Origin of the sequence: Demequina litoralis (genome assembly GCF_030418455.1) — a bacterium.
In the GTDB taxonomy this organism is placed as follows: Bacteria; Actinomycetota; Actinomycetes; order Actinomycetales; family Demequinaceae; genus Demequina; species Demequina litoralis.
Genome location: NZ_JAUHPW010000003.1, coordinates 289,509 through 303,538, shown reverse-complemented (window position 1 = coordinate 303,538; position 14,030 = coordinate 289,509). Strand labels below are relative to the sequence as shown.

General features: G+C 71.4%; 13 protein-coding genes. 3 read left to right on the top strand and 10 right to left on the bottom strand.

The window, feature by feature from the left end:
- Positions 1–82 precede the first annotated feature (82 nt).
- From QQX09_RS05860 to rarD, 3 genes are all read left to right on the top strand, one after another.
- Positions 83–1,870 carry a nitrite/sulfite reductase gene (locus QQX09_RS05860; RefSeq protein WP_301131816.1) on the top strand — a complete coding sequence of 596 codons (1,788 nt, stop codon included), beginning with the start codon at positions 83–85 and terminating at the stop codon, positions 1,868–1,870.
- Positions 1,867–2,595: a phosphoadenylyl-sulfate reductase gene (locus QQX09_RS05855; RefSeq protein ID WP_301131815.1), complete on the top strand. Its 729-nt coding sequence runs from the start codon at positions 1,867–1,869 to the stop codon at positions 2,593–2,595. The genes QQX09_RS05860 and QQX09_RS05855 overlap by 4 nt, the downstream gene beginning before the upstream one ends.
- A gap of 74 nt (positions 2,596–2,669) precedes the next feature.
- Positions 2,670–3,620 (top strand): EamA family transporter RarD, encoded by a 951-nt coding sequence (rarD, locus tag QQX09_RS05850; protein WP_301131814.1) that lies wholly within the window; start codon positions 2,670–2,672, stop codon positions 3,618–3,620.
- A gap of 217 nt (positions 3,621–3,837) precedes the next feature.
- Here the strand turns inward: rarD and QQX09_RS05845 are convergent, their stop codons facing one another.
- The 10 genes from QQX09_RS05845 to nuoI form a co-directional block, all read right to left on the bottom strand.
- Positions 3,838–4,377: a hypothetical protein gene (locus tag QQX09_RS05845; protein WP_301131813.1), complete on the bottom strand. Its 540-nt coding sequence runs from the start codon at positions 4,375–4,377 to the stop codon at positions 3,838–3,840.
- A gap of 172 nt (positions 4,378–4,549) precedes the next feature.
- Positions 4,550–5,566, bottom strand: a complete 1,017-nt coding sequence (locus QQX09_RS05840; protein WP_301131812.1) for a hypothetical protein — start codon at positions 5,564–5,566, stop codon at positions 4,550–4,552.
- Entirely contained in the window at positions 5,566–6,105 is a 540-nt protein-coding gene (locus QQX09_RS05835; protein WP_301131811.1) for a sigma-70 family RNA polymerase sigma factor, read from the bottom strand. The genes QQX09_RS05840 and QQX09_RS05835 overlap by 1 nt, the downstream gene beginning before the upstream one ends.
- 184 nt (positions 6,106–6,289) lie before the next feature.
- On the bottom strand, positions 6,290–7,288 hold the full coding sequence (locus tag QQX09_RS05830; protein WP_301131810.1) for a polyprenyl synthetase family protein: 999 nt from the start codon (positions 7,286–7,288) through the stop codon (positions 6,290–6,292).
- A gap of 3 nt (positions 7,289–7,291) precedes the next feature.
- Positions 7,292–8,872 (bottom strand): NADH-quinone oxidoreductase subunit NuoN, encoded by a 1,581-nt coding sequence (nuoN, locus tag QQX09_RS05825; protein WP_301131809.1) that lies wholly within the window; start codon positions 8,870–8,872, stop codon positions 7,292–7,294.
- Positions 8,869–10,362, bottom strand: a complete 1,494-nt coding sequence (locus tag QQX09_RS05820; protein WP_301131808.1) for an NADH-quinone oxidoreductase subunit M — start codon at positions 10,360–10,362, stop codon at positions 8,869–8,871. The genes nuoN and QQX09_RS05820 overlap by 4 nt, the downstream gene beginning before the upstream one ends.
- Positions 10,363–10,365: 3 nt before the next feature.
- A complete protein-coding gene (nuoL, locus tag QQX09_RS05815; protein WP_301131807.1) occupies positions 10,366–12,246 on the bottom strand; it encodes an NADH-quinone oxidoreductase subunit L in 1,881 nt (626 codons plus the stop codon).
- Position 12,247: 1 nt separating this feature from the next.
- The gene (gene nuoK / locus QQX09_RS05810) at positions 12,248–12,547 is read right to left on the bottom strand and encodes an NADH-quinone oxidoreductase subunit NuoK (protein WP_042213267.1); all 300 of its coding nucleotides are present in this window, start codon (positions 12,545–12,547) and stop codon (positions 12,248–12,250) included.
- Positions 12,547–13,284: an NADH-quinone oxidoreductase subunit J gene (locus QQX09_RS05805; protein WP_301131806.1), complete on the bottom strand. Its 738-nt coding sequence runs from the start codon at positions 13,282–13,284 to the stop codon at positions 12,547–12,549. Before QQX09_RS05805 ends, nuoK begins: the two co-directional genes overlap by 1 nt.
- On the bottom strand, positions 13,284–13,991 hold the full coding sequence (gene nuoI, locus QQX09_RS05800) for an NADH-quinone oxidoreductase subunit NuoI (protein ID WP_301131891.1): 708 nt from the start codon (positions 13,989–13,991) through the stop codon (positions 13,284–13,286). The genes QQX09_RS05805 and nuoI overlap by 1 nt, the downstream gene beginning before the upstream one ends.
- Positions 13,992–14,030: the final 39 nt, after the last annotated feature.

The following is a 14,030-nucleotide window of genomic DNA, read 5'->3' as shown; positions in this document are numbered from 1 at the left end:
CACCATCCATCCAGGGCGCTCGGCCTGACGAGCGCAACCTCGTCACGCCGCAGCTCCCGACCCGACACCCACAGGAGCAGCAGTGAGCACCACGACAGAGCACACCGGTGCCGTCCCCCCTGCCCCGCAGGGCGCCACGGAGGCCGACGAGCGCCGCCGCCAGCGCGAGGAGGCTCGCCTCATCCGCACCCGCGAGGCCGCCGCGCGCAAGAACACCGCGTCGAAGGACGGCCAGTGGGCCGCGGGCGACCGCACCCCGCTCAACCCGAACGAGGAGTTCAAGGCGACCTCGGATCCGCTCGAGGTCCGCCACCGCATCGAGACCATGTACTCCAAGTGGGGCTTCTGGTCGATCCCGCCGACCGACCTGCGCGGCCGCTTCCGCTGGTGGGGCCTGTACACGCAGCGCCGCCCGGGGATCGACGGCGGCCGCACGGCCGTGCTCGAGCCGCACCAGCTCGACGACGAGTACTTCATGCTCCGCGTCCGCTCCGACGGCGGCCAGCTGAGCGTCGCCCAGGCCCGCGCGATCGCGGGCATCTCGCAGGAGTTCGGGCGCGACACCGCCGACGTGTCCGACCGCCAGAACATCCAGCTCCACTGGATCCGCATCGAGGACGTCCCCGAGATCTTCCGCCGCGTCGAGGAGGTGGGCCTGTTCACCACCGAGGCCTGCGGCGACAGCCCGCGCGTGATCCTCGGCTCCCCCGTCGCGGGCGTCGCCAAGGACGAGCTCATCGATCCGACGCCGCAGATCCAGGCGATCATCGACCGCGGCATCGGCAACCCCGAGTTCTCCAACCTGCCGCGCAAGTTCAAGTCGGCGATCTCGGGCACCCGCATCCCGGACATCGTCCACGAGGTCCAGGACATCGCCTTCGTCGCGGTCGACCACCCCGAGCTCGGCCTCGGCTACGACCTGTGGGTCGGCGGCGGGCTGAGCATCAACCCGCACCTGGGCGTGCGGCTCGGCGCGTTCGTCGAGCCGGCCAAGGTGCCGGACGTGTGGGCCGGGGTGATCGGCATCTTCCGCGACCACGGCTACCGCCGCCTGCGCACCCGCGCCCGCCTCAAGTTCCTCGTGAAGGCCTGGGGAGCGGAGAAGTTCCGCCAGGTGCTCGAGGACGACTACCTCGGCTGGAAGCTGCCCGACGGCCCCGGCCCCGAGGTCGCGAAGCCAGGCGACCGCGGCGACCACGTCGGCATCCACGAGCAGAAGGACGGCCGCTACTACATCGGCGCCGCGCCCGTCGCGGGCCGCATCTCCGGCGTGAAGCTCGCCGCGATCGCGGACATCGCCGAGGCCGCGGGCTCCGACCGCATCCGCCTCACGCCGCTCCAGAAGATCCTCATCCTCGACGTGCCCGAGGACAAGGTCAACGACGTGGTCAACGGCCTGCGGGGGCTCGAGCTCGAGGCGCAGCCCGGCGAGTTCGCCCGCAACGTGATGGCCTGCACGGGCATCGAGTACTGCAAGCTCGCGATCGTCGAGACGAAGGCGACCGCCCGCGAGGTGGTGAAGACGCTCGACGCGGCCTTCCCCACGCTCGACTCCCCCATCACGGTGCACGTCAACGGCTGCCCCAACTCGTGCGCCCGCATCCAGGTGGCCGACATCGGCTTCAAGGGGCAGCTGGTGCTCGACGAGGAGTCGGGCGAGCAGGTGCCCGGCTTCCAGGTCCACCTGGGCGGCCGGCTCGGCCGTGGCGAGGACAACGACTTCGGCCGCAAGATCCGCGCGCACAAGGTGACCCAGCACGGGATGCCCGAGTACGTCGAGCGCGTCACCCGCAACTACCTCGAGACGCGCGCCGACGGCGAGCCGTTCGCGGACTGGGCCTTCCGGGTGGACGAGGAGCTGATCCGATGACCGTGCCAGGGGTGGCGTCGCTCACCCTGCTCAACCCCACCGAGTGGAACGCGGAGACGTGCGCCGCGGTCAACGCGCGCCTGCTCACCGCATCGGCGGAGCACATCGCCGACTGGGCGGTGGCGACGTTCGGACGCGACCTCGCCGTCGCATCGTCCATGCAGGACACGATCCTGCCGCACCTGTTCGGGACGCGCCTCGAGGGCGTCGACGTGCTGTTCCTCGAGACCGGGTACCACTTCCCCGAGACGCTCGCCACGCGCGACGCGGCCGCCGCATCGTTCCCCATCACCATCGTGGACGTGACGCCGGAGCGGACCGTCGCGGAGCAGGACGCCGAGCACGGCAAGGACCTGTTCGCGCGCAACCCCGGACTGTGCTGCCAGCTGCGCAAGGTCGACCCGCTCCGGCGCGCGCTCGAGGGGTACTCGGCGTGGGTCACGGGCGCGCGCCGCGTCGACGCCGCCACGCGTTCCGAGATGCCGGTCGTGTCGTGGGACGCCAAGCACGGGCTGGTGAAGATCAACCCGCTCGCATTGTGGGACGACGCCGCGGTCGACGCGTACGAGGACCGCAACGGGCTGCCGCGCAACCCGCTGGTCGCGCAGGGCTACCCGAGCATCGGCTGCTGGCCGTGCACCCGCCAGGTCGCGCCCGGCGAGGACCGGCGCGCGGGCCGCTGGGCGGGCCAGGACAAGACGGAGTGCGGCATCCACGTCGCCTGACCGGCCCGCGGGAGGTGCCAGTCGAGAGCCGCTGGCCCTCGGGATGAGGGGCCGGCGGCTGGCAGAATCGTCCGGTGACCCCCTCGCTCGACCGCCGCGGCCTCGCCTACGGCGCCTCCGCCTACTTCATCTGGGGGCTCTTCCCCCTCTTCATGGCCGCGCTCGAGCCGGCCGGCGCGCTCGAGATCGTCGCCTGGCGCTCGATCTCCTCGCTCGCGGTGTGCCTCGCGATCGTGCCGTTCGTCCGCGGATGGGCGCGCATCGTCGCCGTGGTGCGGGATCGCACGGTGATGGCGCGGCTGGCCGTGGCCTCGTTCGTGATCGCGCTCAACTGGGGCGTGATGGTCTACGCCGTGGTGACCGACCGCGTCGCGTCGACCTCGCTCGGCTACTACATCAACCCGCTCATCACGGTGACGCTCGGCGTCGTGCTGCTGGGCGAGCGGCTGCGACGGCTCCAGCTGGTGGCGATCGGCGTCGCGGCGGTGGCGGTCGTGGTGCTCGCGGTCGAGATGGGCGGCCTGCCGTGGATCTCGCTCGTGCTGGCGCTGAGCTTCGCGACGTACTCCTTCATCAAGAAGGACGTGGGGCACAAGGTCGATGCGCTCACCGGGCTCACCGTCGAGACCGCGGTGCAGCTGCCGGTGGCGATCGGCGTGCTCGCGTGGGTCGGGATCGCCGGGCAGGCGACGCTGTTCGCGCGCGGCGCCGAGGGGCTGGGCGGATGGCACGACGCGCTCATGCTCACCACCGGCACGTGGACCGCGGGCGCGCTGCTGATCTTCGCGGCGGGCGCGCGACGGCTCCCGCTCAACATCTCGGGGCTGCTGCAGTACATCGCGCCCACCATGACGTTCGCGCTCGCGGTGTGGCACTTCCACGAGCCGATGCCGCCCGCCCGCTGGGCCGGCTTCGCGCTGGTGTGGGTGGCGCTCGTGCTCATCACGGTCGACTCGTGGCGGGCGCGCTCGCGGGTGAAGGATCCGGAGGCGGCGGTCTCGGGCGGGGTCACCGAGCCCGTCTGAGCGCCTTCGCTCCCCTCTCCCCCCGGCCATGGGTCGCTGGTGGGCGCTTCCGCGCTCTCGCAGCGCGACACCGGTGGATCATCGTCGAGCGCCTCGCGCCGCAGGATCCGGCCGTTGCCCGCGTCGGAGGCGCGACGTAGACTCGGTGCCGCGGAGGGCTCTCGCCCTTGGAGCCCGGCAGTCTTCCGGACGGTGGACGAGCCGGGCTCACGCATTCCTAGGGCCGCATCACTCGACGCTCGACCAAGGGTTCGATGCGCCGTAGCCATTCCCCGCGGCGCTGAACACACCACGCCACCGCATCGCTCACCCACAGCACGGGATCCTCCGTCGGAGGCACATGACGGTAGGTGAGCCCTGGACGTTCTCGCCCGCTGCGAAGCACCCTCTCGATCACCTGGCGATCGGATCGCTCGAGAGACGCATCGCACTCCAACAGCAGTTCGGCGACGCCGTCGCGCGCGAACGCGCCCACCATGGCGACGAGGCAGCGCGGACGGGCTACCCTGTCGGACTCGCCGCGGACCGCCCACACTGCGGACCGGACATCAAGTCCGTTCATGGTCGCCAGGATCTCCCGCCTGCGCGAGTCGCTCTCGCGGGTGAAGTGGAGGCGCGTCTGGCCGGCGCGGAGCAGTCTTCGCAAGGATCGACGGACGTCGGCATGTGCGGCGGGTGCGACAGCGGTCGCCGCCATGACGTACACGTTCGACTTGGACTCATCCACGAATACCCGGTCCCCCGCGTTGAAGATCACGAGTCAACGGTACGGAGACCGCCCGACCAAGCGGCCGCCCTGTCCACAGCCGACCACGCCACGCTGGGCCGACCGTCGCCGCGCGACGCGAGGCGCGAGGCGCGACCGCGCGGTGATCGGCGATGCCTGCGATCCCGGAGCCCCTGCAGGTGTCGGGCTCGAGGAGACGGATCTACTCTGCGAGCGAGACGCTCGGCGCGGGCGAGCTTCCGGACGGCTCCACCGCGGGGCCCCCACCGGGCTCCCACCCGGCGGTGAGGCTCATGTCGGGCGCCACCTCGGCGGCGGGATCCACGCAGGCCACGTCGAGGATGCCGGCCAGGTCGTGATGCGCGACGATGCTGAAGGTTCCTCCGCCAGGTAGGCCGCTCACGCGCAGCGCGACGGACTCCACCGCGGTGTCGTCCGCGGCCGGCGGCATCGCGGACCCCTCACCCATGGGCGTCGTCGTCGTGCCCGAGGCAGTGGTCACCACGGCCTCCGTCGTTGCGCCGGCGGGTACGGACGTCCCCAGGTAGCCCAGCCCGCCCAACCCGATCCCGGTGCGGAGCGTCGAGGACAGCAGCGCGGTGTCGATGCCGTCGGGGACGTCGGCGGGGATGTCCACGGTCCACGCGTAGTCGGCGACCACCGGGTTGACGCCGTCCCAGTCGCCGCCTCCGGCGGAGCCGTCGGTGGAGTGGTCCACGACCATCGCCATGTCATCGAGCCCGGTCTCCTCTCGAGGCCAGGAGACGATGTACACCTGTCCGTCGAGCGCGTAGAGATAGCGCCCCTCGGCGTCGGGCTCGAGGCGCGACCAGGTGCCGTCGGGCAGCACCACCACGACCCCGGGGTGGACAGCGTCGGCACGCAGGTCCACGTAGGCGCGGAACGCGTAGGGCGCGTCGCCGAGCGCGGCGGCATTCGGTGCCACGTACGGCAGTGCGGCGCAGTCCGCGGCGTCCGAGGTCGCGGCGGGCACCGCTGCGGGGGGCGCTGCGGGATCGCCGCCGACGGCGAACGCGGCCACCCCGACCGCACCGACCACAGCCGCGGCGCCGAGACCGCTTCCGATCGCACGGCGCGTGCGGCGCCGGTGGGCAGCTCGCGCCGCCCCCGACCCGAGACCCGGGTCGACGCCCGCGGCGCCGAGCGCGCTCGCGTGAGCCTCGAACCCGTCGCGCAGCACATCGTTCATCTCGCGCATCAACGTCCCCTCTCCAGAGCAGCGACCACCTCGACGGTCCTTGGCTCCTCGTCCCAGTCCGCTGTCACGTCGAGCAGCGGCGCGAGCTGCGCCACGGCATCGTGCAGGTACCGCTTCACCGTGCCCTCCGCGATCCCCAGGCGCTGGGCGATCTGCGGCACCGTGAGGTCGTCGAAGAAGCGCAGCACCACGCAGACCTGGACGCGCGGGCTCAGCCCCCGCAGCGCACGACGGACATCGAGGCCGGCATCGAGGTCCGGCGCCTCACGAGGTCGCTCGAAGGCGCGGTCGCGCGCGCGGCGCCGGCTCGCGGCCGAACGCGCCCGATCGATGACGATGCTGGGCATGGTGGAACGGACGTACGCCTCGGCCTCCCCGACCGTGGAGAGGCGCCGGGGGCGGGAGAACACCTTGACCAGCGCATCGTGGACGAGGTCCTCGGCGTCACCGTCACGGCCGACGAGCAGGGCCGCGTAGGCCACGAGCCGTGGCCCTCGCTCCCGCATCAGCTCCTCGACGAGCCCCGTCCATCGTGTCACCGGATCCCCCTCCGTCTCTCTATCCCGCCAAACGGAGCCCGAGCTGGAAACGTTGGGCCGGTGCCGGACCACGCTCCACACACGCGGCGCGCGCGCCGGCCGTCCAGATGCGGCTCCCGCACATCACACCAGGTGGCGCGGCCGGAGTTGCAGGATCCGTGTGGGGAGCGGCTGCTGGGGGCGGTCAGGCCGCGCGGGCGACCAGCGCGTCCGCGAAGGCCACCAGGGAGTCGCGCACGTCGCCCTCGGGCAGCTGGGCCACGGCGTCCTTGGCCTGCTGGGCCCACGCGCGTGCGAGGGTCGCGGTCTCGTCGACCACCACGTGCGCGGCGAGGCGCGCGACCACGGAGGCGAGCACTTCGTCGTCCGACAGGTCGCCGTCGATCGCGTCGAGCAGCTCGCGGTCGCCCTCGGCCGCGTCGCCCGCTGCGAGGCGGCGGCGCAGCAGCAGCACGGGCATCGTGGGGACGCCCTCGCGCAGATCGGTGCCGGGGGTCTTGCCGGTGGTGGCGGCGTCCGAGCGGATGTCGATGACGTCGTCGGCGAGCTGGAACGCGACACCCGCGGCCTCGCCGTACGCCGTCACCTTCTCGACGATGCTCGGCGGGCAGCCGCCGAACATCGCGCCGAAGCGCGCGGAGGTCGCGATGAGCGAGCCCGTCTTGTCGGCGAGCACCTGCAGGTAGAACGCGATGGGGTCGTCCGCCTCGGACGCCCCGACGGTCTCGTGGAGCTGTCCCAGGCACAGCCGCTCGAACGTCTCCGCCTGGATGCGCACGGCCTGCGGGCCGAGGCCCGCCACCACGCGCGAGGCGCGCGCGAACAGCAGGTCGCCGGTGAGGATCGCGACCGAGTTGCCCCACACCTCGTGCGCGGCGGGGGCGCCGCGCCGGGTGGGCGCCGAGTCCATGACGTCGTCGTGGTACAGCGTCGCCAGATGGGTGAGCTCGACCACCACGGCCGCGTCGAGCACCTCGGGGCGCGCGCCGTCGCCGAGCTGCGCGCACAGCAGCGCGAGCACGGGCCGCAGACGCTTGCCGCCCGCGTCGACGAGGTGACGCGAGGTCGCGTCGGCGAGCTTGTCCGACTGCGCCACCGCATCCCGGAGCCGCTCCTCGACGACCTCGAGCCGGGGCAGCAGCTCCGCCTCGAGCGCCTCGTTGCCGATCGCCAGAGTCGCCATCCGCTAGCCCGCCGCTCCCAGCAGCAGCACGCCGGCGTTCTCGAACGCCGCGAGCACGGGCCCCGGCAGCACGCCGAGCAGCACCACGGCGGCGGCGGCGATCACGACCACGGCGCGCGCGAGCGGGCTGTGGTCGATCTCGACGGCGTCCTCCTGGCCCTCGGGCACGTCGGTGAGGAACATCAGCACGATGAGGCGGACGTAGAAGAACGCGGCGGCGGCCGAGGCGATCACCGCGATGAGCACGAGCGGCCAGGCGCCCTCGGAGATCGCCGCGGCGAACGCGACGAACTTGCCGACGAAGCCCGCGGTGAGCGGGATGCCCGCGAAGGACAGCAGGAACAGCGCCATCGCGGCGGCGAGCCACGGCGAGCGCTTGCCCAGGCCGGCCCACTGGCCGAGACGGGTGGCCTCGCCCATGACGGTGCCGTCCTCGCCCTTCTCGCGCACCTGCGTGATGACCGCGAACGCGCCGAGCGTCGCGAGGCCGTACGACGCGAGGTAGAACGGCAGCGCCGAGAGCGCGCCGTCGGGGAAGCCGGCGAACGCGACGAGGATGAAGCCGGCGTGCGCGACCGACGAGTAGGCGAGCATGCGCTTGAGCTCGGTCTGGACCAGCGCGACCACGGTGCCGAGCAGCATCGAGGCGATCGAGACGCCCCAGATGAGCCAGGAGAGCTCCCACTCGAGCCCGTAGAACGCCTCGTACACGACGCGCAGCAGCGCGGCGGTGGCGGCGGCCTTGGTCGCGGCGGCCATGAAGGCCGTCACGGGCGTGGGCGCGCCCTGGTAGGCGTCCGGGGTCCACGAGTGGAAGGGCACGGCGCCGATCTTGAACAGCAGGCCGACGACGACCATGACCGCGCCCGCGAGCACCAGCCCGTCCACGCCGCTCACCGACGCGACGCCCTGAGCGATCTCGGTGTACGAGGTCGAGCCGGTGGCGCCGTACAGGAACGCGGCGCCGAACAGCAGGATCGCTGAGGAGAACGCGCCGAGCAGGAAGTACTTCAGGGCGCCCTCGTGCGAGAGGAAGCGGCGGCGGCGCGCGAGCGCGACGAGGATGTACAGCGGCAGCGAGAACACCTCGAGCGCGACGAACAGGAAGATGAGGTCCGTCACCGAGGTGAAGAGCATCATGCCGCCCACCGCGAACAGCGCGAGCGGGAACACCTCGGTCACCTGCATGCCCTTGCGGCGCGCGAGGGTCTCCTCGGTCGAGCCGGGCGCGACGGACCCGAGCGGCGTGAACGCCTCCTCGCCGGCGCGCGTGCGGGCCGCGAACAGCAGCGTCCCGAGGGTGCCGAAGACCAGGATGACCACCTGCCACGCGAGCGACTGGCGGTCGACGGTCAGCATGCCGTCGAGCACGACGGTGCCGGCGCCCTCGAGGCCGGCCCACTGCACGATCGCGGTGCCGGCCGCGGCCAGCAGCGCGACGACGGAGACTCCCAGCTGCACGCGGCGGCGGGTCTGGGCCGCGCGCACGAACGACTCGATGAGGATCGCGACCGCGGCGGCGCCGAGGACGATGATGACGGGCGCCAGCGGCGCCCAGGCGATCTCGGGGGTCGTGAAGCTCACTGACCTGCCTCCTCGGTGGGAACGGTGGCCACGATGTCGGCCGACGGCTCACGCAGCGTGTCGATCGCGATGCCGGGCAGGAAGCCGAGCACCAGCATGAGCGCGATCAGGGGCCACAGCACCACGCGCTCGCGGCGCGTGAGCTCGCGGACGGGCTTGCGGCCCTCGGGCGCGGGCCCGGTGAACACCTTCTGGTAGGTGAGCAGCACGTACAGCGCCGCCAGCACCACGCCGACGGCGGACACGATCACGGCGACCTTCGCGACGGAGAAGGCTCCGACGAGCACCATGATCTCCGAGACGAACGGGGACAGTCCGGGCAGCGCGAGCGCGCTCAGGCCGACGATGAGGAACGTGCCCGCGAACACCGGGACGATGCGCTGGAGACCGCCGTAGGCCGTCACGTCGGCGGTGCCGTAGCGGTGGATGAGGAACCCGACCGCGAAGAACAGCGCGCCCGTCGACAGGCCGTGGTTGAACATGTAGAACGCCGCGCCCTCGACCGACGTCTGCGTGAACGCGAAGATGCCCAGCACCATGATGCCGAAGTGGCTCACCGAGGTGAACGCGACCAGGCGGAGCATGTCCTTCTGGCCGATCGCGAGCAGCGCGCCGTAGATCACCGAGACGACCGCGAAGCCGATGATGACCGGAGCGGCCCAGGCGGCGGCCTCGGGGAACAGCGCCACGCACAGCGTCAGCATGCCGAACGTGCCGATCTTGTCGAGCACGGCGACGAGCAGCGCCGTGGTGCCCGGACGTGCGGTCTCCGCGACCGTGGGCAGCCACGTGTGCACGGGGACCATGGGCGCCTTGATCGCGAACGCGAGGAAGAAGGCGAGGAAGATCAGCCGCTCCGCCGTGGTGGACATCGGCAGGTTGGTGAGGTTGTCCGTGAGGAAGGCCTGGTCGCCGCCGGGGCCCTGGAAGTACAGGGCCACCACGCCGACGAGCATCACGAGGCCGCCGGCGAGCGAGTACAGCAGGAACTTCACCGCGGCGTAGCGGCGCTGGCCGCCGCCGAACGAGCCGATGAGGAAGTACAGCGGGATGAGCATCGCCTCGAACAGCACGTAGAAGAGGAAGACGTCGCGCGCGGCGAAGATGCCGATCATGAACGCCTCGCTCAGCAGGATCAGCGCGAGGTAGTGCGTGCGGCGCGCCGGGTCCTTGTCCTCCCACCAGCCGGCGAGGATCGCCAGCGGCGTGAGGAGCGCGGACAGCACGATCATGAGCAGGCCGATGCCGTTGACGCCGAGCGCCCAGCTGGTGCCGATCTGCGGGATCCACGCGTAGGTCTCGGAGAACTGGATGGTGCCCGCGGCGGACGTGTCGAACTGGAGGAACAGCACGACGGCGAGCACGAGCTCGACCCCGGTGATGGCGAGCGCCAGCTCGCGCACCCGTGCGCGCGCCCCGCCGGGCAGGGCCCAGAGCAGGACGGCGCCGAGCGCGGGCAGCGCCACCATGACGGAGAGGATCGGGAACATGGTTTAGAGACCCCCCTGCACCACGATGAGGATGACGATGACGAGACCCACCAGCATGGTCAGCGCGTACGAGCGCACCTGACCGTTCTGCGTCTTGCGCACGGACTCGCCGGTTCGGGCGAAGCTGTGCGCCGTCTTGTCCACCGCGCCGTCGACGAGCGCCGCGTCGGCGTACACGAGGGTGCGGGTGAGGTGGGTGCCGGGACGCTCGAAGACGCCCCGGTTGACCGAGTCCTGGAACATGTCGTTGCGCGCGGCGATGGTGGCCAGCGAGGCCGCCGGGGCGGTCTCGGGCACGTCCGCGGCGCCGTACTTGCGCCAGGCGACCCACGCGCCGAGCGCGACGAGCACGAGCGTCGCGACCATGATGACCGGCACCGGCAGCACCGGCTCGTGGTGCTCGGCGTGGCCGGTGACCGGCTCGAGCCACGTGGCGAAGCGGTCGCCCATCGCGAGGAAGAGGCCCAGGAACGCCGAGCCGACCGCGAGGATGATCATCGGCACCGTCATGAGGGCCGGCGACTCGTGCGGGTGCTGGTCGTCGGTCCAGCGGGCCTTGCCGTGGAACGTCATGAAGAACAGGCGGGACATGTAGAAGGCCGTCAGGCCGGCGCCGATGAGCGCCGCGCCGCCGAGGATCCAGGGCTGGACGCCCTCGCCCACGAAGGCGGCCTCGATGATCTTGTCCTTCGACCAGAAGCCCGAGAACGGCGGGACGCCGAGGATCGCGAGCCAGCCGAGGCCGAACGTGACCCAGGTGGTGACCATCGCGGTGCGCAGCGCGCCGTAGCGGCGCATGTCGACCTGGTCGTGCATGCCGTGCATGACGGAGCCGGCGCCCAGGAACATGCCGGCCTTGAAGAAGCCGTGCGTGACGAGGTGGAAGATCGCGAACGCGTAGCCGATCGGGCCGAGGCCAGCGGCGAGCATCATGTAGCCGATCTGCGACATCGTCGAGGCGGCGAGCGCCTTCTTGATGTCGTCCTTGGCCATGCCGATGAGCGCGCCGAGGATGAGCGTGAACGCACCGATCGCGGCGACGACGGTCTGCGCGGCGGGCGCGCCCTCGTAGACCGGGGCGGAGCGGACGATGAGGTACACGCCCGCGGTCACCATGGTCGCCGCGTGGATGAGGGCCGAGACCGGGGTCGGGCCCGCCATCGCGTCGCCCAGCCAGGACTGCAGCGGGAACTGCGCGGACTTTCCGGTCGCGGCCAGCAGCAGCATGAGGCCGATCGCGGTGAGCTGTGCGGTCGAGGCCTCGGGCGCGGCCGCGAACACGGTCGCGAAGTCGACGCCGCCGAGGTAGGCGAACATGAGGCCCATCGCGAGGATGAGCCCGATGTCGCCGATGCGGTTGACCACGAAGGCCTTGTTCGCGGCGGTCGCGTACTCGGGCTTCTGGTTCCAGAAGCCGATGAGGAGGTACGACGCGAGGCCCACGCCCTCCCAGCCGACGAACAGCAGGAGGTAGGAGTCCGCGAGCACGAGCAGCAGCATCGCGGCCACGAACAGGTTGAGGTACGCGAAGAAGATGCGGCGGTTCGGGTCGTGCTCCATGTAGGCCACGGAGTAGACGTGGATGAGCGTGCCGACGAACGTCACGAGCATCACGAAGGTCATCGACAGCGGGTCCACGAGCAGACCGGCGTCGAGGTTGAGCTCGCCGCCGGGGATCCAGCTGAACAGATGGACCGCGTGCGCGCGGTCGTGCGCGTCGAGGCCGAGCATCTGGATCAGCGCGATCAGGCCGATGACGAAGGCGGAGCCGGAGGCGGCCACGCCCAGCCAGTGGCCCCAGGGGTTCGCGCGCTTGCCCAGGAGCAGCAGGACGAAGCTGCTGGCCAAGGGCGCGGCGATGAGAAGCCAGGTCAGGTCTAGCATGTCAGCCCTTCAGCTCAGCGGGTTCGTCGAGCGAGATGGTCTGGCGCGCGCGGAACACGGCGATGATGATCGCGAGTCCCACGACGACCTCGGCGGCCGCGACGACCAGCACGAAGAACGCCATGATCTGGCCGTCGATCTCACCGTGCATGCGGGAGAAGGCGACGAGCGCGAGGTTGGCGGCGTTGAGCATGAGCTCGACGCCCATGAAGGCGATGATCGCGTTGCGCCGCAGGAGCACGGCCGCGGCGCCGATCGCGAACAGGATGCTCGCGAGGATGACGAAGTTGATGGGGTCCATCAGCGGTCGCCCTCCTGGCGCGACGGGTCCTCGAGCCTGGCGCGGTACTCCTCGCCGAGCTGGGTCTGGCTGCGCGTCTTGAGGACGCGCGAGATCGACTCCTCGATCGGCTGACCCTCGGGGTCGAGCGCCGGGACGTCGAGCGCGTTGTGACGCGCGTACACGCCGGGCATGGGCTTGTTCACCGGGTTCGCACCCACGCGCACGCGGTCCCGCTGGACCTCGAGCTGGGTGCGGCGCGGCTTGAGGCGCGGCGTGTGCGTGAGCACGAGCGCGCCGACCGCGGCGGTGATGAGGAGGAAGCCGAGCACCTCGATGACGAGGACGTACTTCTCGAACAGCATGATCGCGATGACGTCGGGCTCGCCCTGCACGCCGGTCTCGGCGGTGGGCAGGACCGTGCGGCCGACGATCGACACGAGGAAGGCGCCGAGGCCCGCGGCCGTGAACAGGCCGATCCAGCGCTGGCCCACGATGGTCTCCTTGAGGTCCTCGCGCTGGTCGACGCCGACCAGCATGAGCACGAAGAGGAAGAGCATCATGACCGCGCCGGTGTAGACCACGATCTGCACCATGCCGAGGAACGGGGCGCCGAGCGTCACGTACGCGGCGGCGAGGCCCACCATGACGAGCACGACGGACATCGCGACGTGCACCGCCTTGCGGGCGAACAGCAGCGACAGCGCCGGGATCACGGTGATCGCCGCGATGATCCAGAAGAGGACGGCGTTGACCATCAGAGCTTGCCTCCGCCCATGTAGCCGAGCCGCGCGCTGCCCATCGCGCCCGCCGCATGCTGCGGCGAGGTGTAGCGCTCCTCGCGCGGCGCATCGTCCTCCACGGGCTCCTTGCCGCGGTTCTCCGGGAGCGTCGGGTCGTCGGGACGGTGCTCGCGCACCCACGCGACCTGCTCCTCGACCGGGCCGTCGACCTCCTGGCGGTAGTACGAGCCGTCGGTGGTGCCGGGCACCATCGGGTGCGGCGCGGCGAGCATGTTCTCGCCCATCGGCGCGAGGAGGTCCTGCTTCTCGTAGATGAGGCCCTCGCGCGTGGGACCGGCGAGCTCGTACTCGTTGGTCATCGTGAGCGCCCGCGTGGGGCACGCCTCGATGCACAGCCCGCAGAAGATGCAGCGCAGGTAGTTGATCTGGTAGACGCGGCCGTAGCGCTCGCCGGGGCTGACCTGGTGGTCGGGCGTGTTGGAGTCCGCCTCGACGTAGATCGCGTCGGCGGGGCACGCCCACGCGCACAGCTCGCAGCCGATGCACTTCTCGAGGCCGTCGGGGTGACGGTTGAGCTGGTGGCGGCCGTGGTAGCGCGGCATCGTCGGCACCTTGACCTTGGGGTACTGCTCGGTCACGGTGGGACGGAAGAAGTTGCGGAGGGACACGCCGAATCCGGCGACGGGCGCGAGCGCCTCGCCGATCGGTCCCTTCTTGGGCAGGTTGGACTCGAAGGTCTCCCGCTGCGCGTCGCGCTCGCG

Excerpts from the sequence above, each read along its gene's own strand:
- QQX09_RS05820 (WP_301131808.1), bottom strand. The coding sequence starts at position 10,362 with ATGTTCCCGATCCTCTCCGTCATGGTGGCGCTGCCCGCGCTCGGCGCC.
- QQX09_RS05855 (WP_301131815.1), top strand. The coding sequence starts at position 1,867 with ATGACCGTGCCAGGGGTGGCGTCGCTCACCCTGCTCAACCCCACCGAG.
- nuoK (WP_042213267.1), bottom strand. The coding sequence starts at position 12,547 with ATGGACCCCATCAACTTCGTCATCCTCGCGAGCATCCTGTTCGCGATC.
- nuoL (WP_301131807.1), bottom strand. The coding sequence starts at position 12,246 with ATGCTAGACCTGACCTGGCTTCTCATCGCCGCGCCCTTGGCCAGCAGC.
- QQX09_RS05830 (WP_301131810.1), bottom strand. The coding sequence starts at position 7,288 with ATGGCGACTCTGGCGATCGGCAACGAGGCGCTCGAGGCGGAGCTGCTG.
- QQX09_RS05805 (WP_301131806.1), bottom strand. The coding sequence starts at position 13,284 with ATGGTCAACGCCGTCCTCTTCTGGATCATCGCGGCGATCACCGTGATC.
- QQX09_RS05840 (WP_301131812.1), bottom strand. The coding sequence starts at position 5,566 with ATGCGCGAGATGAACGATGTGCTGCGCGACGGGTTCGAGGCTCACGCG.